This is a genomic window from Patulibacter sp. NPDC049589 (assembly GCF_040675535.1).
GTDB lineage: Bacteria > Actinomycetota > Thermoleophilia > Solirubrobacterales > Solirubrobacteraceae > Patulibacter.
Map to the genome: position 1 here is coordinate 1 of NZ_JBFAPC010000097.1, position 21,890 is coordinate 21,890.

22 protein-coding genes and 1 pseudogene are annotated in these 21,890 nt (G+C 75.5%); 13 read left to right on the top strand and 10 right to left on the bottom strand.

Translation table 11 applies throughout. The features are described from left to right. Nucleotides 1–163: 163 nt before the first annotated feature. Nucleotides 164–553 (top strand): GGDEF domain-containing protein, encoded by a 390-nt coding sequence (locus AB0L40_RS17455; protein WP_364357250.1) that lies wholly within the window; start codon nucleotides 164–166, stop codon nucleotides 551–553. A gap of 406 nt (nucleotides 554–959) precedes the next feature. Beyond that, nucleotides 960–2,030: a zinc-dependent alcohol dehydrogenase gene (locus AB0L40_RS17460; RefSeq protein WP_364357194.1), complete on the top strand. Its 1,071-nt coding sequence runs from the start codon at nucleotides 960–962 to the stop codon at nucleotides 2,028–2,030. A 19-nt stretch (nucleotides 2,031–2,049) separates the two neighbouring features. Here the strand turns inward: AB0L40_RS17460 and AB0L40_RS17465 are convergent, their stop codons facing one another. From AB0L40_RS17465 to AB0L40_RS17480, 4 genes are all read right to left on the bottom strand, one after another. Next, entirely contained in the window at nucleotides 2,050–3,777 is a 1,728-nt protein-coding gene (locus tag AB0L40_RS17465; protein WP_364357197.1) for a SulP family inorganic anion transporter, read from the bottom strand. 62 nt (nucleotides 3,778–3,839) lie between these two features. After that, a complete protein-coding gene (locus AB0L40_RS17470) occupies nucleotides 3,840–4,265 on the bottom strand; it encodes a hypothetical protein (protein WP_364357200.1) in 426 nt (141 codons plus the stop codon). Between the two features lie 216 nt (nucleotides 4,266–4,481). Then, nucleotides 4,482–6,026, bottom strand: coding sequence for an aldehyde dehydrogenase family protein (locus tag AB0L40_RS17475; RefSeq protein WP_364357203.1), 1,545 nt, complete (start codon nucleotides 6,024–6,026; stop codon nucleotides 4,482–4,484). 199 nt (nucleotides 6,027–6,225) lie between these two features. Then, a complete protein-coding gene (locus AB0L40_RS17480) occupies nucleotides 6,226–6,651 on the bottom strand; it encodes a CBS domain-containing protein (RefSeq protein ID WP_364357206.1) in 426 nt (141 codons plus the stop codon). 240 nt (nucleotides 6,652–6,891) lie between these two features. On the opposite strand from AB0L40_RS17480, the gene AB0L40_RS17485 reads away from it, so the two are divergent. From AB0L40_RS17485 to cydC, 4 genes are read left to right on the top strand one after another with little or no spacing between them, the layout of a single operon-like run. Continuing rightward, on the top strand, nucleotides 6,892–8,391 hold the full coding sequence (locus AB0L40_RS17485; protein ID WP_364357209.1) for a cytochrome ubiquinol oxidase subunit I: 1,500 nt from the start codon (nucleotides 6,892–6,894) through the stop codon (nucleotides 8,389–8,391). Nucleotides 8,392–8,425: 34 nt separating this feature from the next. After that, complete coding sequence (gene cydB, locus AB0L40_RS17490) at nucleotides 8,426–9,484, top strand: cytochrome d ubiquinol oxidase subunit II (protein WP_364357212.1); 1,059 nt, start codon at nucleotides 8,426–8,428, stop codon at nucleotides 9,482–9,484. 1 nt (nucleotide 9,485) lies between these two features. Then, nucleotides 9,486–11,231: a thiol reductant ABC exporter subunit CydD gene (cydD, locus tag AB0L40_RS17495; RefSeq protein WP_364357215.1), complete on the top strand. Its 1,746-nt coding sequence runs from the start codon at nucleotides 9,486–9,488 to the stop codon at nucleotides 11,229–11,231. Continuing rightward, on the top strand, nucleotides 11,228–12,886 hold the full coding sequence (gene cydC / locus AB0L40_RS17500) for a thiol reductant ABC exporter subunit CydC (RefSeq protein ID WP_364357218.1): 1,659 nt from the start codon (nucleotides 11,228–11,230) through the stop codon (nucleotides 12,884–12,886). The genes cydD and cydC overlap by 4 nt, the downstream gene beginning before the upstream one ends. Before the next feature lie 208 nt (nucleotides 12,887–13,094). Here the strand turns inward: cydC and AB0L40_RS17505 are convergent, their stop codons facing one another. The 3 genes from AB0L40_RS17505 to AB0L40_RS17515 form a co-directional block, all read right to left on the bottom strand. Further along, entirely contained in the window at nucleotides 13,095–14,594 is a 1,500-nt protein-coding gene (locus AB0L40_RS17505; RefSeq protein ID WP_364357221.1) for a sigma-70 family RNA polymerase sigma factor, read from the bottom strand. A 110-nt stretch (nucleotides 14,595–14,704) separates the two neighbouring features. Next, on the bottom strand, nucleotides 14,705–14,863 hold the full coding sequence (locus tag AB0L40_RS17510; protein WP_364357224.1) for a hypothetical protein: 159 nt from the start codon (nucleotides 14,861–14,863) through the stop codon (nucleotides 14,705–14,707). Nucleotides 14,864–14,874: 11 nt separating this feature from the next. Beyond that, nucleotides 14,875–15,543: a helix-turn-helix transcriptional regulator gene (locus AB0L40_RS17515; protein ID WP_364357253.1), complete on the bottom strand. Its 669-nt coding sequence runs from the start codon at nucleotides 15,541–15,543 to the stop codon at nucleotides 14,875–14,877. On the opposite strand from AB0L40_RS17515, the gene AB0L40_RS17520 reads away from it, so the two are divergent. Then, nucleotides 15,508–16,080: a hypothetical protein gene (locus AB0L40_RS17520; RefSeq protein WP_364357256.1), complete on the top strand. Its 573-nt coding sequence runs from the start codon at nucleotides 15,508–15,510 to the stop codon at nucleotides 16,078–16,080. The genes AB0L40_RS17515 and AB0L40_RS17520 overlap by 36 nt on opposite strands. Nucleotides 16,081–16,173: 93 nt before the next feature. Here AB0L40_RS17520 and AB0L40_RS17525 read toward each other — a convergent pair whose 3' ends face one another. From AB0L40_RS17525 to AB0L40_RS17535, 3 genes are read right to left on the bottom strand one after another with little or no spacing between them, the layout of a single operon-like run. Continuing rightward, the gene (locus AB0L40_RS17525; RefSeq protein ID WP_364357227.1) at nucleotides 16,174–16,593 is read right to left on the bottom strand and encodes a DUF1232 domain-containing protein; all 420 of its coding nucleotides are present in this window, start codon (nucleotides 16,591–16,593) and stop codon (nucleotides 16,174–16,176) included. After that, nucleotides 16,590–17,819 carry a HAMP domain-containing sensor histidine kinase gene (locus tag AB0L40_RS17530; RefSeq protein WP_364357230.1) on the bottom strand — a complete coding sequence of 410 codons (1,230 nt, stop codon included), beginning with the start codon at nucleotides 17,817–17,819 and terminating at the stop codon, nucleotides 16,590–16,592. The genes AB0L40_RS17525 and AB0L40_RS17530 overlap by 4 nt, the downstream gene beginning before the upstream one ends. Beyond that, entirely contained in the window at nucleotides 17,816–18,487 is a 672-nt protein-coding gene (locus AB0L40_RS17535) for a response regulator transcription factor (RefSeq protein WP_364357233.1), read from the bottom strand. The genes AB0L40_RS17530 and AB0L40_RS17535 overlap by 4 nt, the downstream gene beginning before the upstream one ends. Nucleotides 18,488–18,640: 153 nt before the next feature. Between AB0L40_RS17535 and AB0L40_RS17540 the strand changes: the two genes are divergently transcribed. The 6 genes and pseudogenes from AB0L40_RS17540 to AB0L40_RS17565 all read left to right on the top strand — a co-directional run. After that, nucleotides 18,641–19,087, top strand: a complete 447-nt coding sequence (locus tag AB0L40_RS17540) for a hypothetical protein (RefSeq protein WP_364357236.1) — start codon at nucleotides 18,641–18,643, stop codon at nucleotides 19,085–19,087. 73 nt (nucleotides 19,088–19,160) lie between these two features. After that, nucleotides 19,161–19,442, top strand: a complete 282-nt coding sequence (locus AB0L40_RS17545; protein WP_364357239.1) for a hypothetical protein — start codon at nucleotides 19,161–19,163, stop codon at nucleotides 19,440–19,442. After that, nucleotides 19,439–20,035 carry a ferric reductase gene (locus tag AB0L40_RS17550; protein ID WP_364357242.1) on the top strand — a complete coding sequence of 199 codons (597 nt, stop codon included), beginning with the start codon at nucleotides 19,439–19,441 and terminating at the stop codon, nucleotides 20,033–20,035. Before AB0L40_RS17545 ends, AB0L40_RS17550 begins: the two co-directional genes overlap by 4 nt. After that, nucleotides 20,032–21,282: an NADH-ubiquinone oxidoreductase-F iron-sulfur binding region domain-containing protein gene (locus AB0L40_RS17555; protein WP_364357245.1), complete on the top strand. Its 1,251-nt coding sequence runs from the start codon at nucleotides 20,032–20,034 to the stop codon at nucleotides 21,280–21,282. The genes AB0L40_RS17550 and AB0L40_RS17555 overlap by 4 nt, the downstream gene beginning before the upstream one ends. Then, a complete protein-coding gene (locus tag AB0L40_RS17560) occupies nucleotides 21,279–21,545 on the top strand; it encodes a ferredoxin (protein ID WP_364357247.1) in 267 nt (88 codons plus the stop codon). The genes AB0L40_RS17555 and AB0L40_RS17560 overlap by 4 nt, the downstream gene beginning before the upstream one ends. 20 nt (nucleotides 21,546–21,565) lie before the next feature. Further along, nucleotides 21,566–21,890: pseudogene (locus AB0L40_RS17565) on the top strand (hypothetical protein); the annotation flags it as partial.

Here is a 21,890-nt window from a genome sequence, read left to right on the forward strand (position 1 = left end):
GATCCTCGGGGCCGCAGACGCCGAGCAGCAGGTCCGCGGTCTCGGCGGTCAGCCGCGCGTCGGTCGTGATGAAGCAGAGCATCGTCGCGAAGCTCGGCTGGAGACCGACGCCCTGACGGGCGCGCGGACCCGCTCCGCGGGCCTGGCGGACCTCGACCGCGAGATCGGTCGCAGCCATCGCTCCGGCGGCGTGCTCGTCGCGACGTACCTCGACGTCGTCGGGCTGAAGGCCGTCAACGACGAACGGGGCCACGCCACCGGGGACCTCCTGCTGCAGCGGGTCATCGCGACCGTCCGCGAGCGGCTGCGCCCCTACGACCTGGTCGTGCGTCTGGGCGGCGACGAGTTCGTCTGCGTCATGCCCGGTCTGCCCCTCGTCACGGCCGAGCAGCGCTTCGCGGGGATCGCGATGAGCCTGGCGCAGCCGCCCGGGGCGGCGATCCGCACCGGGTTCGCCGTGCTGGCCGCGAAGGACACCGCGGCGACGCTGGTCGGCCGCGCGGACGACGCCCTGGTCCGGATGCGGCGCGGCCCCGGCCAGCGGACGGCCTAGCGCGCGGGCCGCACGCTGGACACGGGATCAGGCCGCGGTCTCGGCCACGGCGACGGTGCCGAGGTGGGACTCGACCGTCTCCGCGGCGCCGTCGGCCAGGACGCGCCGGGCGAACTCGATGTCCGCCGCGGTGCCGTGGGCGACGACCAGCTGCTTGTCGGCCTTGATCGCCGTGACGTAGCGGATGACCGCGTCGTCGGGGATGCTCGCGGTGCTCCCGGTCGTCGAAGCCGATCACGTGCCGCTCGGTCGTCTCGCCGCACCGCCCGCGCGATCACCGCGACCTCGCGGCCGGGGGACGAACTACCCGCTCGCCGCCGGGGATCACCCGGATGGCGCTGTGGCCGCCGGCGGGCAGTCTGGGGGCACCGGCGACATCGCCGCCACGCACCCCGAGGAGCACGCCATGAAGGCCGCCGTCGTCCATCAGTTCACCGAGCCGCTCACGATCGACGAGGTGCCGGTGCCCGCCCCGGGCCCGGAGCAGGTCCTGATCCGCGTCGAGGCGTGCGGTCTCTGTCACACGGACATCCACGCCGCGCACGGCGACTGGCCCGCCAAGCCGGCACCGCCGTTCGTCCCGGGCCACGAGGTCGTCGGGCTCGTCGAGCAGATCGGTCTCGGCAACGCCCACGGGATCGAGCTCGGCATGCGGGTCGCCGTCCCGTGGCTCGGCTACGCCTGCGGCGACTGCCGCTACTGCAACTCGGGCCGCGAGACGCTCTGCGAGGCACAGGAGAACACGGGCTACTCCGTCGACGGTGGGTTCGCGGAGTACGTCGTCGGCTGGGCCCGCCACGTCGTCCGCGTTCCCGACGGTGTCGATCCTGCGGACGCCGCCCCGCTGACGTGCGCCGGGGTCACGACGTACAAGGCCGTGAAGGCCTCGGGCTGCACGTCGTCGAGCCGCGTCGTCGTCTTCGGCGTCGGCGGCCTCGGCCACCTGGCGATGCAGTACGCGAAGATCACCGGTGCCGAGGTCGTCGCCGTGGACGTCAACCCGGAACGTCTCGCGACCGCGACGGCGCTGGGCGCCGACCACGTCGTCAACGCGCGGGAGCAGGACCCGGTCGCGGTGATCCAGGCCCTCGGCGGCGCGGACACGGCGATCGCGACGGCCGTCAGCCCGAAGGCCTTCGAGCAGGCCCTCGGGTCCCTCGCGCGCGGCGGGACCCTCGTCTGCGTCGGGATGCCGGCGGAGAACGTGATGGGTCTCCCGATCTTCGAGACCGTCGTGGGCGGCCTCACGGTCAAGGGGTCGATCGTCGGCACGCACCAGGACGTCGTGGACGTCTTCGAGCTCCACCGTCGCGGCCTGACGCGCGTCGAGCGCAGCGACGCCCGGCTCGAGGACGTCAACGAGGCGATCGCCGCGGTCCTCGACGGGACGGCCGGCGCGGCGCGGACGGTGTTCCGGCTGCAGCCGCCGATGGCTCGCCCCCGTACGGGCACCGCAGCGACCGCGGCCGTCCGCTGAGGCGGCGTACCGGGCGGGGTCAGACGGCCACGGGTCCGGCGGTCGTCCCGGCGGCCGGGGCCGCCGGGTCCGGCCGCCGGGCCAGGAGCCGCGCCAGCTCCAGCGCCGGCTCGAGCTCGGCGAAGACGTGTCCGGTCCGCTCGACCTCGTCCAACGCACCGACGCTGCGGAGCAGTCCGACGTGCGCCGGGTCCGCGACCTTCAGCAGCACCTCGATGCCGCGGTCGTGCAGCTCCTCGACGATCGCGCCGAGGGCCCGAGCGCCGGTGGCGTCCAGCATCGCCAGGTTGCCGAGCCGCAGGACGACGACGCGGACGTCGGTCGTGGCGGTGAGCTCCTTGAGGAACCGCGCCGCGACGGCGAAGAACAGCGGTCCGTCGAGGCGGTAGACGAGGACGTGGCGCCGCAGCAGCTCGCGCTCCTCCGCGTCTCCCACGCCGAAGTCCGGCTCCTCGCGCACGGCCTGCGCGGTGCCCGCGAGCTTGACGACGGCGACGAGGACCGCGACGGCGATGCCGAGCTCGACCGCGGTCACGAGGTCGAAGACGACCGTGGCCCCGGCGGTCAGCACGAAGATCGCGGCGTCGGTGCGGGTGGACCGCAGCACTGCGGAGACCGTGCGCCGCTCGACCATCCGCCAGGCCGTCACGAGCAGCACGCCGGCGAGCGCCACGAGGGGGATCCTCCCGACGACGCCCGACGCGGCGGCCATCAGCCCGAGCAGCACGAGCGCGTGCACGATCGCGGCGGCCCGCGTGCGGGCACCGGAGCGGACGTTGACGGCGGTCCGGGCGAGCGCCCCGGTCGCCGGCAGGCCGCCGAAGAACGCCGAGCCGACGTTCGCGATCCCCTGGCCGACGAGCTCGCGGTCGGGGTCGTGGCGGCCGCGGTCGCTCATGCCGTCGGCGACCTCGGCGGAGAGCAGGCTCTCGAGGGCCGCGAGCGCGGCCACCACCAGCGCGGGCACCACGAGGGCGCCGAGCCCGTCGAGGTCGGGGAGCGCGGGGGTGGGCAGGCTGCTGGGCAGCGCGCCGATGCGCGCGACGTCGATCCCGAGGACGCCGGCGAGCACCGTGGCGACGACGATCGCGACGAGGCTCGACGGGAGCGCCCGGTGCAACCGCGGAAGCAGGGCGGTCAGGCCGGCGGCGACGACGAGCAGGGCGATCACGCCCAGGTCGGGGCGCTCCGCGAACCGGCCGATCGCCCGCGCCGCGACGAGCGCGGCGTTCTCGCCGTCGGGCTTGTCGACCCCGAGAGCGGAGGGCACCTGCTGGGCGGCGATCACCACGGCGATCCCGAACGTGAAGCCCTCGACGACCGGCCACGGGATGAAGGCGACGAGGCGCCCCAGCCCGAGGACGCCCGCGAGGACGACGAACACGCCCGCCAGCAGGGCGACCGCGGGGACGACGCCGGCGCCGTGCGTCGCGACGAGGGGCACGAGGACGACGGTCATGGCTCCCGTCGGCCCGGAGACCTGGACGGACGAGCCGCCGAAGACCGCCGCGAGGGTCCCCGCCACGACGGCGGTCACGAGGCCGGCGGTCGCGCCGACCCCGGACGCCGCGCCGAAGGCCAGCGCCAGCGGCAACGCCACGACCGCGACGGTGACGCCGGCGATCAGGTCGCCGACCCACCCCCGGTCGCGGAGTCCCGCGTAGTCGGAGGTCCGTGGCGCCAGTGTGCGCAGCCGCGCGCCGACGACCGCCGCGGCGGTCGTCGCGCCCGTGTCCGGGCGAGTCACCGCTCGTGCGGTTCGCTCGGGTCCACGACGGCCCCGGTGGTCGTGCTCCCCGGGATCACGGCTCAGACGGCGTCGCGCGCGTCCCGGGCGTCCATCCGGGCCAGGGACGAGTCGAGGATCGCGTACTCCGCCTCGTCGAGCGCGGCGTAGGCGAGGGCCAGAGCGGCGTCGGCGTCGGCGTCCGCCCGGTCGGCGCGGGCCTCGGCGTCCGCCGCGTCGTGATCGGCCTTCGCGTGGTCCTCGGTCTTCCGGATGCGCGCGACGTTCGTGGCCCAGCTCTGGTGGAGGTCCTTCCACCAGCCCGACACCTCGTCGCGGACGACCGCGGCGCCGGCCTGCAGGCCGGACGCTCCGTGCTGGGCGGCGTCGCGCGCGCCGGAGACCTGGTCGACGAGCTCCTCCCGCGTCCGCGACGCGGCGCCGTTGACGGCGTGCTCGACCTGCAGGGCGCGTTCGGAGAGGGTGGTCAGGGGCGTGATCGTCTTCATGGATCGAGCGTAGGTCGGGCTCGGCGGCAGCACATGGGGAGAGACCCCGCTGCGGGCTGCGGGGCACTACGGAGTCGACTGCCGGACGACGGGCGCCCCGGCCGGGCCGGCGACTCCACGCAGGCGGGACCGGACCGGCCGGCGCCGGGGCCTGCCCGGCCCGACCGCCACAGCGGCCGCGATCTTCCACGGCCACGTGACAACCAGGCGCACGTATCAGAACAGCCCCTGCGGCTTCGGGTCGTAGCTCACCAGCAGGCACTTCGTCTGCGTGTAGTGCTCGAGCATCATGCGGTGGTTCTCGCGCCCGACGCCGGAGGCCTTGTAGCCGCCGAACGCCGCGCCGGCGGGGTAGAGGTGGTAGCAGTTGGTCCACACGCGGCCGGCCTGGATCGCCCGGCCGACGCGGAAGGCGCGCGTGCCGTCGCGAGTCCAGACCCCGGCGCCGAGGCCGTAGATCGTGTCGTTGGCGATCGCGATGGCCTCGGCCTCGTCCTCGAACGTCGTGACGGCGAGGACCGGCCCGAAGATCTCCTCCTGGAAGACCCGCATGGAGTTGTCGCCCTTCAGCACGGTCGGCTCGTAGAACGAGCCGCCGTCGAGACGGTCGCCGAACTGCGGGCGGTCGCCGCCGATCAGGACCTCGGCTCCCTCGTGGCGGCCGATGGCGACGTAGCCCTCGATCGTCTCGCGCTGGTGGGCGGAGACCTGCGGGCCCACCTGCGTCTCCGGGTCGAGGGGGTCGCCCTGACGCAGGGTCTGCAGGCGGGCGATGCAGCGCTCCATGAAGCGGTCGTAGATCGACTCCTGGATCAGCGCGCGCGTGGGGGAGGTGCAGACCTCGCCCTTGTTGAACGCGAACATGACGAGGCCCTCGACGGCCTTGTCGAGGAACGCGTCGTCCTGGTCCATGACGTCGGCGAAGAAGACGTTCGGCGACTTGCCGCCGAGCTCGGTGGTCGACGGGATCAGGCTCTCCGCGGCGTAGCCCATGATCTGGCGGCCGATCTCGGTGGAGCCCGTGAACGACACCTTCGCGATGCGCGAATTGGTGGCCAGGGCCTTGCCGATCTGGCCGCCGGGGCCGTTGACGACGTTGATGACGCCCTTGGGGACGACGTCCGCGATGACCTCGCAGAGCTTGAGGATCGACCACGGGGTCGGGCTCGCGGGCTTGACGACGGTGCAGTTGCCGCCGGCCAGCGCGGGAGCGATCTTCCACGCTGCCATCAGCAGCGGGAAGTTGAACGGGATGATCTGGCCGACGACGCCCAGCGGCTCCTGGAAGTGGTAGGCGTAGGTCTCGGCGTCGATCTCGGTGATGCGGCCCTCCTCGGCGCGCACGGCGGCTGCGAAGTAGCGGAAGTGGTCGATCGCCAGCGGCAGGTCGGCGGCGAGGGTCTCGCGGACGGGCTTGCCGTTGTCCCAGCTCTCGGCCACGGCGAGCAGCTCGAGGTTGTCCTCGAGCGCGTCGGCGATGGCGTTCAGCACGGCGGCGCGCTCGGCGGGCGAGCGGGCGGCCCAGTCGTCCTTGGCGGCATGCGCGGCGTCGAGCGCGAGCTCCAGGTCGGCCGGGCTGGAGTCGGCGACCCGACAGAAGACCTCGCCGGTGACGGGCGTGCGGTTGTCGCGGTAGCGGCCGTCGACCGGCGGCACGAACGCGCCGCCGATGAAGTTGCCGTACTGCGGGAGCACGGTCACCGGGCTGTCGGCGGAGCCGGGCGCGGGGAAGGTGGTCGGGGTGTCGAGGGCGGTGGCCATGGGGTGCTCGCGGAGTCGGTGGCGGTACACCCCCAGCCGATCACCGCGGCCCGTCCCGCACATCGAGGGATCCGCGCGGGATCACTGCGGTCGACTACGCGACGGGCGTGTGGATCGACGCGGTCCCGGTGACCCGCGGCGACGCTTCGACGAGTGCTCGCCGTCGGAGGCCCGCCGCCCGCAGACATCGCGAGCCACGTCAGAACGCGCTGAGCCCCGCGAGCGCCGCTACGACGTCGAGGCTGGAGAGCACGCCGACGGGCCCGCCGGCGTCGGTGACGAGCGCGTGCGACCGGCCTTCGCGGCTGAGGATCGATGCGACGGTGCTCAGCGGCGTGTCGACGTCGACGTAGACGACGGGGTCGGACGGGATCGCGGCGGCCGTGAGACCCGGCCCGCGCTGGACGGCCACGCGGACGAGGTCGTCCGCGGAGACGATCGCCAGCCCGTCGCGTGCCCCGGCGTGGCGGTGGTCGTTCCCGTCGACCACGACGGCGTGGATCTGGTGGGCCGCCATCCGGGAGGCGACGTGGTGCAGATCGGTCGTGGGGTCGCAGAGGACGATCGGCGCGTGCATCACCTCCGATGCACGGATGGCGGAGAGCGGGCGGGGTGTCGTCGACATGGACCGAGCGTAGGCGCGGGCCGGCGTACCGCCATCCGGGATTCTCCGTCGTCGATCACGTGGTCCACCGCGGTCTCGGCCGCGCCGCCGGACAGGACCCAGCGCCCCGCCGGCGGATGCGTAGTCGCCCGCAACCCGTTCCGGGATCCGCACGGATGAGCGCCGCGGCGGCCGTTCGTAGCGTGGCGGCACGGTCCGAGAACGGCCGCGTCCCGCCCTCCCTCGCCGCGAAACGACCCCATGCTCCTCGAGTTCGCCCGCTGGCAGTTCGCCTTCACGACGGTCTTCCACTTCATCTTCGTCCCGCTGACGATCGGTCTATCGGGGCTCGTCGCGTTGATGCAGACCCGCTGGGTCCGCACGGGGGACGACCAGTACCGGCGGATGACGCGGTTCTGGGGCAAGCTGCTGCTCGTCAACTTCGCGATCGGCATCGCGACCGGCCTGGTGCAGGAGTTCCAGTTCGGCATGGCCTGGAGCGCCTACTCGCGCTACGTCGGTGACGTCTTCGGCGCGCCGCTGGCGATGGAGGGCCTCGCCGCGTTCTTCCTCGAGTCGACGTTCCTCGGGATCTGGATCTTCGGCTGGGACCACCTGCCCAAGCGGATCCACCTGGCGTCGATCTGGCTCGTCTTCGTCGGCACGAACCTGTCGGCGTACTTCATCCTCGCCGCCAACGCCTGGATGCAGCACCCGGTCGGCTACCGCATCGACCCGGACACGGGCAACGCCGCCCTGACCTCGATCTGGGCGGTGCTGTCCAGCGGCAACGCGGTCTTCGCGTACCTCCACACCATCCCCGCCGCCGTCCTCACCGCCGCCGGCCTGCTGGTCGGCATCTCCGTCTGGCACCTGGGCCGGCGACCCGGTCACGAGACGGCGTTCTTCCGCCGCTCGCTGTCGTGGGGCCTCAAGGGCATGCTCGTCGCGTCGCTGCTGACGATCGTCGTCGGGCACGTCTTCGGGCAGTACATGACCGAGAAGCAGCCGATGAAGATGGCCGCCGCCGAGGCGCTCTACACGACCGAGCGGAGCGCGCCGCTGTCGCTGATGACCATCGCGCCGCTGGAGAAGAAGCCGGCCCGACCGTCGTTCGAGCTGAAGATCCCCGGCCTGACGTCGTTCCTCGCGACCAACAGCTTCACCGGCACCGTGCGGGGGATCGACGACCTCCAGGCGCAGTACGAGCGCGAGTTCGCGCCGTACGAGCGCGCCCACGGCCGCGACCCGGCGAAGGCCGAGTACTACCCGATCGTCGGCGTCACCTACTGGACCTTCCGCCTGATGATGGGCCTCGGCTTCTGGATGCTCGGCGTCGCCGTCGTCGGCCTCCTGCTGATGCGCCGGGCTCCCGGACGGATCGAGCGGCTCGCCACCCGGGCGTGGTTCCGCCGCCTGGCGCTCGGCACCCTCGTCGCCGGGTTCGTCGGTCACGCCGCGGGCTGGATGTTCACCGAGGTCGGTCGCCAGCCGTGGGTCGTCACCGGCCTGCTGAAGACCCAGGACGCGGTGTCGAAGATCGGCGTCTCGACGATCGCGATCTCGCTGGGCGTCTTCATCGTCCTCTACGTCGCCATCGGGACGATCGAGTTCCGCCTCTTCGCGCAGCTCGCCCGCAAGGGCCCCGACGGCGGGGCCCGGCCGCCCGCTGCGCCCGGCGACGGCGACCTCCCGTCCCCCGAGCACGACGACCACGACGAGGACCACGAGCACCCGCGCGTGCCGTCCCTCGCCTACTGACCCCCGACCGCGAATCGATCCGGCTCCCACGCTCATGGACCTCCCCACCGTCTGGTTCCTCCTCATCGCCGCCTTCTGGGCCGGCTACCTCGTCCTGGAGGGCTTCGACTTCGGCGTCGGGATGCTGCTCTTCGTCCTCGCGAAGGGCCCGGGGGAGCGCGACCAGATGATCCGCACCTTCGGCCCCGTCTGGGACGGCAACGAGGTCTGGCTGATCGTCGCCGGCGCCTCGATGTTCGCGGCATTCCCCAACTGGTACGCCTCGATGTTCAGCGCTCTGTACCTGCCGCTGCTGATCCTGCTCGTCGCGCTGATCCTGCGGGTCCTCGCCATCGAGTACCGCCGCAAGCACGAGGACGACCCCGTCTGGACCACCCGCTGGGACCGCGTGCTCGTCGTCTGCTCGGTGCTGGCGCCCGCGATGGTGGCCGCGGCGCTCGCCGACGTCGTCCGGGGGATCCCACTCGACGCGAACAGCGACTTCACCGGGAACCTGCTGGACCTGCTGAGCCCCTACGCGCTGCTCGGCGTCGTCGCCGTCCTCGCGCTCTTCGTGCTCCACGGCGCGACGTTCCTGGGCCTCCGCACCGAGGGGCCGCTGCGGGAACGCAGCCGGAGCCTGGCGGTGCGGGTGTGGCCGGTGGCGACGACGCTCGTCGCGGCGTTCGGCCTCTGGTCGCTGTTCGGCCGGGGCGGCGGCGCGTCGGTCGTCGGTGCCGTCGGGGTGGTCCTCGCCGTCGCGGGCCTCGTCGCCGGCGGAGCGGCCCTGCTGCGCGGTCACGAGTCCGCCGCGTTCGCGGGCACGGTCGTGACGATCCTCGGCGCCGCCGTGCTGCTCTTCGCCCAGCTGTGGCCGAACGTGCTGCCGTCGACCGACGACCCGGCCGGCACGCTGAGCGTCGCGAGCGCCGCGTCCTCGCCCTACACGCTGAAGGTCATGACCTGGGTGGCCGTCGTCATGGCGCCCGTCGTGTTCCTGTACCAGGGCTGGTCCTACTGGGTCTTCCGTCACCGGGTCTCCGCGGAGGACTTCTCGACCGCGACGAGCCCGCTCGACGCGCTGAAGCAGCGGCGCGCCGCCGAGGACGCCTGACATGGCCCGCCGCGGACGACAGGACCTGACGACGCTCGCCCCGGAGCTCGGGCCGCTGACCCGCCGGACGGCTGCGCTCGGCGTGGCCGCCACGGCGTGCACCCTGGCCGGGGCGATCCTGCTGGCGCACGCGATCGCGCTCGGCGTCGACGGCGTCCCGCAGACGGGCGAGGCGGCCCGGACCCTCGCCGCCCTCGCCGCGGCGGTGCTCCTGCGTGCCGCGTTGGGCGCCGCCGCCGAGATCGACGGCCGCCGCACCGGTCACCGCGCCGTCGCCGCGCTGCGCCGGCGGATCGTCGTCGCGACCCTCGCCTCCGCATCCTCCGGCGCCGCGCGGCCCGGCGCCCTGGCGGCCACCAGCGTCCACGGCGCCGGGGCCCTGTCGGACTACGCCGGCCGCTACGTGCCGCAGCGCGTGGTCGGGGCCGTCGGCCCGGTCCTGGCGCTCGCCGCGGTGGCCGTCGCCGACCCGCTCTCGGCGGGCCTCCTGGCCTTCGCGGTCCCGGTCGTGATCCTCTTCCTCGCCCTCGTCGGCCTGCAGGCGCGCGACGCCGCCGAGCACCGGACCGCCGCCCTCGCGCTGCTCGACGGCCACCTCCTCGACGTCCTCCGCGGCCTCCCGGTGCTGCGGGCGTTCGGACGCGAGGAGTTCCAGGTCCGCGAGGTGGAGCGGGCGGGGGAGTCCTACCGTCGCGGCACCATGGCCGTCCTGCGCGCCGCCTTCCTCTCGGGCTTCGTCCTGGAGTTCGTCGCGATGCTCGGGACGGCCCTCGTCGCCGTCGCGTGCGGCATCCGGCTCGCGGCGGGGGACATGACGTTCGCCCCGGCGATCACCGCGCTGGTGCTCGCGCCCGAGGTCTTCGCCCCGCTGCGCCGGCTCGGCGCGGAGTACCACGCCGCCGCCGAGGCGGAGCCCGTCCTGCGGGCCCTGGTCGACGGCGGTGAGCGCGAGCACCTCGTCCCGGCTGGCGACCCCGCCGGCGCGCTCCCCGATCCGGCCCGCGACCCCGTCGTCCTGCGCGGCGTCCGCGTGGTCGCTCCGGGGCGCGAGCGGCGGGCCCTCGACGGGCTCGACCTGCACGTGGCCGCCGGCCGGACGACCGCGCTGGTCGGGCCGCCCGGCGCGGGGAAGACCACCGTCCTGCGGCTGCTCGCCGGCCTACGCGGCCCCGACGAGGGCACGGTCTCCTGCGGCGGCGTCGACCTGGCCGCGGCGGACCTCGACGGCTGGCGCGCGGGGGTGGCGTGGATCCCCCAGCACCCGGTCCTGCTGCCGGGGACGCTGCGCGAGAACGTCGCGCTCGGCACCGGGGCCGACGACGCGGACGTCGCCGCCGCGCTGCACGACGTCGGCCTCGGGCCCCTGCTGCGCGCCCTGCCCGCCGGACTGGACACCGCCGTGGGCGACGGCGGGCTCCCGCTGTCGGCCGGCGAGCGCCGGCGCGTGGCCATCGCCCGCGCGATCGCGAGCCGGCCGCTCCTCGTCCTCGTGGACGAGCCGACGGCCAACCTCGACGCCGTCACCTCGGCCGGGGTGGTCGACGCGCTCGAGCGGCTGCTGCGGGGGCGCACCGCCGTCCTCTGCACCCACGACGCCGCGCCGCTGCGGCTCGCGGACGAGATCGTGGCGCTCCGCGACGGCGGCCGCGACCGCGCGGCCGCGGGGCTCGGGAGCGCACCGACGGCCCGCACCCGGACCGACGCCGTCCCGACCGCTCCCGTCCCGACCTCCGGAGTCCCCGCATGAGCACCGTCGCCCCCGAGCGGACCCTGACGACGGTGCGACGGGCTCTCCGGATCGCGTCGCCGGACGAACGCCGGCGGCTCGCCGGAGCCGCCGCCCTCGGGGCGGTCTCCAGCCTCGCCGGCACCGCGCTGCTGGCGCTGTCGGGCTACCTGATCGCCCGGGCCGCCGAGCAGCCGCCGGTCCTCTCGCTCACGGTGGCGATCGTCTGCGTCCGCGGTCTCGGGGTCCTCCGGGCCGCCTCGCGCTACGCCGAGCGGCTCGTCGGGCACGACGCCGTGCTCGGCACCCTGACCCGTCTGCGGGCCGGCACGTTCGCGGCGCTCGTCCCGCGGGTGCCGGGTGCCGTCGGCGGGCGCTCGAGCGCCGAGCTCCTCGACGGCGTCGTCGCCGACGTCGACCGCGTCCAGGACGTCTTCCTCCGCTCGCTCGCCCCGCTGGCCGCCGGCCTGCTCGTCGCGCTCGCGGGCGTCGCCGCGGCGGCCCTGGTGCTCCCGGTCGCCGGCGTCGTCGTGCTCGTCGTCGCGGTGCTGCTCGGGGCGGTCGTCCCCGCGGTCGCCCGGCGCGCCGGCCGCGGCACCGCCGCGCGCCTCGCCTCGCTGCGCGCACGGGTCGTCCGCGACGTGGCGACCACCCTCGACGCCGCGCCCGAGATCGTCATGTCCGGCGCCGCCGACCGACACGCCGGGACGGTCGCCGCCGCGTCGGACCGCCTCACGGCGCTCGAGCTGCGCGTGGCCACCCGCGACGCCGCGGTCGGTGCCGTGGCGACGGCGATCGCCGGGCTCGGCGTGGTCGCGGTGCTCGCCGTGGCGCTCGTGGCGCGCGCCGACGGGCGGATCGGCCCGACGGCGGTCGGCCTGCTCGCGCTCCTGGCCCTCGGGCTCGGGGAGGCGCTGAGCGGCCTGCCGCAGGCGGCGCGGGAGCTGCACGACGGCACCGACGCGGTGCGCCGCGTCGAGGCGCTGGCCGCGACCGCCGGGCCGGGCGGGACGGGACGCCCCGACGGCGGCGTCGTCCGGCTGCGGCGCGTCGAGGTGCGCCGCGGCGGCCGGACGGTCCTGCGCGACGCGTCCCTGTCGATCGGGGCGGGGGAGCGCGTCGCGCTCGTCGGGCCCAGCGGCGTGGGCAAGAGCACGATCGCGGACCTCCTGGTCGGCTTCGTGGATCCCGGCGAGTGGACGGGCGAGGCGTCCGTCGGCGGCTGCGACCTGCGGACGGCCGACGGCCGTGCCCTGCGTGCGGCCGTGCTCCAGCTGCCGCAGGATCCGTACCTCTTCGACGCCGACCTGCGGGCGAACCTCGCGCTCGCCCGGCCCGGGGCCACCGACGACGACCTGCTCGCCGCGCTCCGGGCGGTGGGCGCCGGCGACTGGCTGGACGGCCTCGACCATGGTCTCGGGACCCCGCTGGGCGAGCGCGGCGCGCGCTGCTCGGGCGGCGAGCGGCAGCGCATCGGCCTGGCCCGCGGCGTCCTCGCCCGCGGCCACGCCCTGGTCCTCCTCGACGAGCCCGCCAGCCACCTGCCGGCCGACGAGGCCGTCGCGGCGATCGGCGCGGTCCTCGACGCCGCGCCGGGCCGCGCGGCGATGATCGTCGCCCACCGGCCGGAGGAGGCCGCGCTGGCGACGCGCTCGGTGGTGCTGACGGCCGGGTGAGGGAGCGTCGCCGGATGTCCTCGCCACCGAAGCACCGAGGATCGGCCGCCCGCGCCACGGGGCCGGTCGGGTGTCGCGCGGCGCGTCGCGTTGCGCGCCGCGGGGCCGAGCCCCGGCGCCGGGGCCTCGCCGCAACCGGCGAGGACGACGATGACGGCGATCGAGGGCGATCGATGCGGGGCCGGTGGCGCGGACCGGTCCGCGACGGTCACCCACCGGCGCCCGTCGCGGGGGTGCCCTTCGACGGCTTGCCGGGCCCCGCCGGGCTCGCGGCCCCGGCGCCAATCGCGTCCTCGGCCGCCGTCGCGTCCTTCGCGGCCTTGGCGGCGTCCTTCGCCGCCTTGGCCGCATCTCGCGCGTCGTCGGCGGCCTTGGCGGCGTCGGCCGCCCGATCGGCCTTGGCGGCGTCCTTCACCGCCTTGTCGGCCTTCGCGGCCTTGTCGGCCGTCCTCGCCGCCGCTGCCTGTTTCGCCTGCGCCGCGCGCGCCGCGCCCGTCGCCTTGGTGTCCGCCCGGGTCGCCTTCGTGGCATCGCGCGCCGCGGCCTGCTCGGCCCGCGCACCGGTGGCCGTCGCCGGGCTCGTCCCCGCTCGCCTCGTCGTCGTCGCCGTCGGAGCGGCCCCCGTCGTGACCGCGGGCGCGCTCCTGGCACGTGGCACCCTGCCCACGGTCGCGGTGCCGCCGGCCGTCCGGGCGGTCGCGGCCGAGGAGGACGTGGCGGGGTTCTGGGCGGCCGGCCGGGTCCGGCCGGCCGCGGGCCCGGATCCGCCCTGTTCACCGTCGGCGACCGACGTCCGCGCCACGACCGCGGCACCGCCCGCCAGCGCGACCGACGCCGCCACGACGGCGATCTTCGCCGCGCCCGCCCCGAGGACCGTGGCGCCGAACCCGCCGGCACCGGCCCCGGCCGTGACGGCGCCGGCCGTCGCCCCGGCCGCGCCGCCGGCCACCGTGGTGCCCTTGAGCGCGGCGAGCACGCCGGAGGCGCCCAGCAGCGGCACGGCCGGCGAGAGCGCGGCGAGGTCCGCCGGCCGCTGGGCGAGCGCGACGCGGAACCGCTCGCACGACCGGCAGGTGCGCAGGTGGGCGCGCATACGTCGGGTCCGCGAGACCCGGCCGTCGCCGTCCGACAGCGCCTGCTGGACGGCGTCACAGCGCATGGCACGACCCTCGGCGCAGTCGTTCAGGCTGCTGCGCGCCTCGTAGAGCGTCTGCTTCACCGCCCGGGCACTGGTCCCCAGCGCCTCGCCGATCTGCTCGTGGCTGAGCCCGCTGAGCTCGCGCATCACGAGGGCACCGCGCTGCCGCTCTGGCAGGTCCTGCAGGTCGGCCCGGAGCAGCGCCAGGCGCTCGCGCGTCTGCACCGCCCGCTCCACCGTGTCGTCGGGGCCGCCGATCGTCTCGTCGAGCTCCGACGTCAGCGGCCGGCGACGGATCAGCGAGATCGCCTCGTTGTGCGCGATCCGGAACAACCAGGGGCGGAGCGCCAGGTCGCGGCGCTCGGTCTGCAGCGCCGCGAACGCCTTCGTCATCGCGTTCTGCAGCGCGTCGCGGGCGTCCTCCTCGCTCCCGAGGATCGAGCGGCAGTAGCGGAAGAGCTCCTGCTCGTGCTTGGCGTAGAGCGCCGCGAAGGCCTCCGGGTCGCCGGCCCGCGCGCGGGCACGTCGACCCCGGGAGCGGGACGCGAACACTGGTGCTCCTGAGGTCATCGGTGGTGCCCTTCGGCCGGTCCATGCACGAGGAACGCCCTGTGCCCGTCAAGGTCAGGTTCTACTCCCGAGGCGCGGCGCCGCGTCGACCGGTGACCGGGGCGTGCGGGCTAGCGGAGCGGCCCGCCGGCGCGCCGGCCGTTGAGGACGACCCAGACGAGCAGGATCAGCGCCACGATCCCGATGATGCCGCCGCCGATGGCGATCTTCGCGAGGAAGAGCACCAGGGCGACGACGACGAGCAGGACGACGAGTCCGTAGAGGTTCATGGCCGTGCTCCCTAGTACCGGGCGCGGGGACGGTCGTCGACGACGACGGTGTCGCGGCGGCGGTCGTAGACCAGCCCCCAGAGCAGGCTGAGCAGCAGGCCGACGACCCCGATCACCATCAGGATCGTGCCGGCGGTGTGGATGCTGAAGCCCTTCGTGCTCGCGTGGACCGCGAACCGCAGGATCGCTCCGACGGCGATGAGGAACAGCGCTGTTCCGTAGGTCATGACTTCTCCTTCGTGGGGGACGACGCTGGCTGCGACGTGGGCGGGTCGGTACCCCGGGGAACCGGCCGGATGAGCCCGCTCGACGAAGGTCTGAACGTCGCCGGGTCGCACCTGACCTTGAGGCCCCGCGGTCGTTGCGCCGGCCCCGCCGGCCGGCGGACGGTCGTGGGACGACGGGAGGGAGCGGCTTCGCGGACGGCATGCGCAGTCCCGTCGTTCCGGCGTCACCGGCCGGGCGTCCTCGGCGGCCTTCAGCACCGCCTGCGCGCGGTTGGCGACGCCGAGCTTGCGGGAGACGTTGCGCAGGTGGGCCCGCGCGGTGGCGACGCTGATCCCGAGGACGTCGGCGATCCCGCGGTAGCGCAGCCCGTCGGCGAGCAGCGTGAGCACCTCGCCCTCGCGCCGGGCCTCGACGACGTGCCCGGCCCCGTGGAGCGCGACCAGGTCGGCCAGCCGGAGCGCGGCCGCGTCCCGGTGCTCGGGGCACGACGTCGTGCGGGGTCGCGCCTGACCTTCGGCCCGGAGCGTCGTCGTACCCGCATGGACACGAACCCGAACCGCAGGACCATCGCCCTCGCCGCCGCGGCCGCCGCGTGCATGTCGCTGGGAGCGGCCGCCGCGTCCGCGACGGCTGACCAGCCCGCCGGCGCTCCCCACGGCCCCAAGCCGACGACGCCGTCCACCACCACCACCACCACCACCACGACCACCACCACGACGCCGGCCGAGCCCACGCCGGCCGAGCGGAAGCACGGCTACGGCGTGCTGTGCAAGGGCCTGTCGAAGACGCACGTCAAGGGCCGGAAGGGCACGCCCTTCAGCCAGTGCGTCGTGGCCCTGGCGAAGATCGACGACGGCACGACGACGTCGCCGAAGGCGGCCTGCCGCGCGCTCAGCAAGAAGCACGTCCAGGGACGGAGGGGCACGCCGTTCAGCCAGTGCGTGAGCGCGGCGGCGAAGCAGCTCGAGAAGACGACGCAGGCGGGCTGATCAGGGCGCCGAGAACGGCTGGTCCGACGGGCCCCGTCCGGACCGCGGCCGTGGTGCTCTTCGACGGTCACCGCGACCGGCGGCCGCGACGCATCAGTCCTCGGCGGGCGCCGGCCCGTCGCCCTGGCGGCCGTCGAGCATCCGCCGCAGCAGCCGGGGATTCGCGGGCCAGGCGGCGTCGATGAGCGGGCGGGGGACGCTGCGGGCGGCGAAGCGCATCAGCAGGACGACCGCGACGACGTCGTCCAGCGGTCCGATCACCGGCAGGAACTCGGGGAGCAGGTCGATGGGGGACAGGACCCAGAGGACCGCGATCAGGAGTGCGACCTTCGCGCGCCGCGGGACCTCGGGGTTCCCACGCAGCGCGCGGGCCGTCGTGACGCAGGCGGGCAGGAACTCCAGGAGGTCCCGCAGGAGCCCGGGCGGCAGGCGCCGCGCGAAGAGGACCATCGCGACGCAGCTGAGCGCCCAGACGGCGAACGTGATGCCGGCGATCCACAGGAGCTCGGTCATACGGGCCGCCCCGCCGGGAAGAGCGCCTCGAACGTCGTCGGCGCGGTGCCCACCAAGAGCAGGTCCCCGCCGTCGCGGCGCGCGAGCTCCCGGGCGACGGTCAGCCCGATGCCGCTCCCGGCCCCCACGCCGCGGGCGAAGATCACGGCGGCGTGCGGGCCCTCCAGACGACCGTCGTCGGCGACGCGCAGGCGGACGAAGCCGCCCTCCGACGACGTGCGCACCCGGACTCGCCCGGACCCGTGCTGGAGCGCGTTCTGCAGCAGAACGTCGAGCACCTGACGGACGGTCTCCGGATCGGCGCGGCCGTCGGTCCGGCCGTCCGCGAGGACGAGGAGGTCGCGCCCGGCGTCGTCGAACCGCGAGCGCCAGCGCCCGGTCTCGACGTGCTCGGCGATGAGGGACCCGACGTCGATCCGGCCGGGCTCGTCGTCGCGGTGGCGCGCGGCCGTCTCGAGGTGCTCGATCGTCGTGACGAGCCGGTCGACCTGCGTGAGCGCGGCGTCCGCCTCGACGGTCATCGCCGGCGCCTGGGCGAGCGCGCGGATCTCCTCGATCCGCATCCGCAGGCCCGTCAGCGGCGTGCGCAGCTGGTGCGAGGCGTTGGCGGTGAACTCCCGCTCGCGACGGATCAGGTCGGCCAGCCGGCCGTCGGCGTCGTTGAGCGCGACCTGGACCCGGTCGATCTCCGGCACGTTGCCCGCGACGGGCCGGTCGTCGTAGCTCGGCTCGCCGACGCGCTCGACCCGTCGCGACAGCTCCTCCAGCGGCGCCGCCAGCCGTCGGGACTGGACGGTCGCCAGCGCAACGGCGGCGCCCAGGGCGAGGACCGCGAGGCCGGCGATCGCGGCCCAGACGCTGCCGACGTCGTCGCCGCGGACGGCCGCGGGCGCCACCAGCGTCGCGCGCAGCGGCCCGCCGTCGCCGGACGTCACGCTGGTCACGGCGCCCGTCGGGAGCGTCCCGAGGGTGATCCGGCGGTGGTCCATCGTGACCCGCACGGCCTGGTCCTTCGGCAACAGGTCGGCGACCAGCGCCGTGGTCAGCGGCGTGCCGGCCGACTCGGCGCGGGCGACGCGCAGCGCGACGGTGTCGGCGCGGCGCTCCAGCCGCATGTCGGCGCGCTGGTGCAGCAGGGCCGTCCCGACGACGCCCAGCGGCAGGCCGAGCACGACGACGGCGACCAGCGCGATCGCCAGCGTGGACCGCAGGAGCCGCCGCCTCACGTGCGCTCCAGCCGGAACCCGTAGCCGCGGACGGTGGTGATCAGCGGCGGGTCCGCGAGCTTCTGGCGCAGCCACCCGATGTGGACGTCGAGCGTCTTGGTCGAGCCCCACCAGTTCTCGTCCCAGACCTCGCTCATGATCTGCTCGCGGCGCACGGCCTCGCCGGCGTGCGACGCCAGGGTGGTGAGCAGGTCGAACTCCTTCGGGGCGAGCTCGAGCTCCCGGTCCTCGCGCCAGGCCTGGCGCGACGACCGGTCGATCCGCAGGCCGGAGACCTCGATCGCGTCCGGCCCGACGGTCGGCGCGCCCTGGCGACGCACGAGGGCCCGGACGCGGGCGGTCAGGACGGCGAGGCTGAACGGCTTGGTGACGTAGTCGTCGGCGCCGGCGTCGAGGCCGACAACCTCGTCGAGCTCGGAGCTGCGCGCGGTGAGCATCAGCACGGCGGTGGCGTGGTGCTCGCGCCGGATGTGCCGGCAGACCTCGACGCCGTCGATCCCGGGCAGGCCGATGTCGAGGACGACCACGTCGAACCGGACCTTCGCCAGCCGGACGAGCGCCGACTCCCCGCTGGTGACGTGCTCGACCTCGAACTCCTCGCGGCGCAGGGCGCGCACGAGGGGCTCCCCGATGCTGTCGTCGTCCTCGACCACCAGTAGGCGTTCCACACGGTGATCCTAGGGCGGACGCGGGCCTTGGAACGGGCCTTTGCCAAAGCTTGTCGGGGCGCTGCCCGGCGGTTGGCGGGGTGGGGCGCACCATGGGTACCACGAGACGGCGATCCGCCCTCCCGACACCCCAACAACATCCGGAGCCACCTCATGAATCCCACCGATCCCACCGTCGACTCGACCGTCCGCGACGCCATCGCCCGTGCGGTGGGCGTGCTCGGGATGGGCGGCATCGGCCTGGTGCACCTGCTCGACGCCCCGGGCAAGTGGACGGAGACGCCGTACATGTTCTGGATGTACATCGCCCTGATCCTCGGCGCGATCGCCGTCGGTGCCGAGTTGATCCGCACCGGCTCGAAGCTCGCGTGGGCGGCCGCGGGCGGCCTGGCCGCCAGCGCGATCATCGGGTTCGTCCTGACGCGGACGACCGGGCTGCCGCAGGACCACGGCGACATCGGCAACTGGACCGAGGGCCTCGGCCTCGCCAGCCTGTGGATCGAGGGCTGCGTCGTCGCGCTCTCCGGCGCCGTGCTCGGCGCCCGGGCCACCGTCGCCCGGCGCCTCGTCGCCGCGCCCCCGGTGGCGCGCATCTCCTGACACCTCGCCGGCCGTCATCCCCGGGGCTCCCGGGACCGCCGGTCGGCCGATCGCACCGAACCGACATGGGCCCATGACCTCCCCGAAGCAGCACCCCGATCCCCGCCCGGGGCCGAGCGACCCGTCGCGCCTGCGTGACCGCGGCCTGCGGCTCGCGCGCCGCCTGACGACCACCCTGCTGGCGTTGAGCACCGCGCTGGTCCTCGGCCTCAGCGGCCTGGCCGCCGCGACCGCCGGCTCCCTCCCCGGATCGCGGAACGCCGCCGCTCTCGTCGCTCCGGGCCACGTCGCGCCGCCGCCCGCCGCGGCCTCGAGCACGACCCAGGCCCCCGCGGTCACCTCGGGTGCGTCGTGAACGCCCTCTGGTACCTCATGCGGGGCACCGGGGCCGTCAGCCTCGTCCTGCTGACGATGACGCTCGCCCTCGGCGTGGCCAACCACGGCCGCTGGGCGCCGCGCAACACCCCGCGCTTCGTCGTCGACCACCTGCACCGGACCGCGTCCTTGCTGGTCGTGGCGCTGCTCGCCGTCCACATCACGACGGCGGTCCTGGACCGCCACGTCGCGATCGACCTCGCCGACGCGGTCATCCCCTTCGCCGGCCACTACCGGCCGCTCTGGGTCGGACTCGGCGCGCTCTCGCTCGACCTGCTGCTCGCGCTGATCGTCACCAGCCTCCTGCGGGCCCGCATCGGCCTCAGGCAGTGGAAGGCCGTCCACTGGCTCGCCTACGCTTGCTGGCCCGTCGCCGTCGCCCACGGCCTGGGCAACGGCACGGACGTGCCCCACGGCGGCTGGATGCTCTGGCTCACGGGCGCCTGTGCCGTGACGGTGGCCGCCGCCGTCTGGGCGCGGCTCACCCGCGCCCCCCGGCCTGCCGCGACGTCGGCACCGACCGCCCCGGTCGTCCCGACCACGATCCACGCCCCGACGGGAGCCCTCCGATGATCGACCGCCTGCTCTCCGCGACGGTGCCGCACGGCGCCGTGCCGCTGCGAGACCACGACGCCGTCCACGGGCCGCTGCCCGGGGTCGGTGCGCGAGACCTCGACGCGCTCGTCGGGACGCTCGGCGCCGCCGGCCTCCGCGGCCGGGGCGGCGCCGGCTTCCCGGCCTCCCGCAAGCTCGCGGCCGTCGCCGCCAACGCCGGCCGGCGCGCCCGCCCGGTCGTGGTCGTCAACGGCACCGAGGGCGAGCCCGCCTCCGGCAAGGACCGGCTGCTGCTGCACACCCAGCCGCACCTCGTGCTCGACGGCGCGGTGCTCGTGGCCCGCGCCCTCGGCGCGACCGAGATCCACGTCGTCGCGCCGGCGGGCACCCTGCCGGGTCTCGGGGCGGCCGTCCGCGAGCGCGACGGTCGCCGCGAGCCGGCCGTCCGGCTCCTCGCGGCGGCCCGCGGCTACGTCGCGGGGGAGGAGACCGCCGTCCTCGCGCACCTCGAGGGCCGGCCGGCCAGGCCGCGGGTCACCCCGCCCCGGCCGGGCGAGCGGGGGCGCGACGGCCGGCCGACGCTGCTGCAGAACGTCGAGACCCTCGCGCACGTCGCGCTGATCGCCCGTCACGGCCACGACTGGTTCCGCCACCACGGCACCGCGGAGCGTCCCGGGACCACCCTGGTGACGCTCTCCGGCGCCCTGGCGGCGGGTGGCGTCCGCGAAGTCGCCGTCGGGACCCCGATCCCGGCGCTCGTCGCCGCGGCGGGCCACCCCACCGAGCCGCTGCGGGCGCTCCTGATCGGCGGCTACTTCGGGGCCTGGATCGACGCGCGGGATGCCCCCGCCCTCACGGACACGGCCCTGCGGCCGCTGGGCGCGTCGGTCGGCGCGGGCGTCGTCATCGCGCTCGGCGCTTCGGAGTGCCCGGTCCGGCGGGTCGCCACCCTCGGGGCCTGGATGGCGGGGCAGTCCGCGGGCCAGTGCGGTCCGTGCGTCAGCGGCCTCGACGCGATCGCGGGCGCCCTGCACGCGTTCGCGGTCGGCACGGCCGGGGCTCGCGAGCTCGCGCTGCTGGACCGCTGGACCGCGATGGTCGACGGACGCGGAGCGTGCGCCCACCCGACCGGGACCGCCCGCATGATCCACAGCGCCACGGTCCTCTTCGCCGAGGAGCTCTACGACCACGCCCACCACGGCTCCTGCCGGGCCTGCGCGACGGGTGCGCCGGCAGGTCGGACGCGGCGGACGGTGCCCGCATGAGCACCCGGCCGACCACGCCCCGGCGACGCGTGACGTCGCCGGGCAGGGCGACGCGGGACGGGCGGGAGCTGGCGGTGGACCCGATCGCGTGCGTCGGCCACGGCCTCTGCGCCGAGCTGTTCCCGGAGGGCATCGTCCTCGACGACTGGGGCTACCCGGTCCTGCTCGACGGCGCCTACGACCCGGCCGAGCTCGCGCACGCCGCCCGCGCCGTGCGGGCGTGCCCGGCCCTGGCCCTGAAGCTCCGGGCGCGGACCCTATGATCGCCCGGACGCACCGGGCGGTGGGCCCGGGGCGCGAGGCACGGCGCCGTCGCGACCGGGCGCTGCGGACGACGCGGCTGCTGCGGCACGGGCTGGTGTCCGTGACCGCGGCCCTCGCGGTGGGCTTCAGCGTGCTCGCGGCGTCCACGACCCCGCCGCGGTCACCGGCGACCCCGACCGTCGCCGCGCCCCGCGGCGCGGCTCCCGACGAGTCCCCGCTGACCCGCGTCGCCGCCGTCGCCCGGACCGCGGTGCACCATCGGGCGGCCGTCCGGCGTCGGGCGGCGCGACACCGCCGGCTGGTCGCGCGCCGCCGGACTGCCGAGCGCGCCGCAGCGGCCCGCC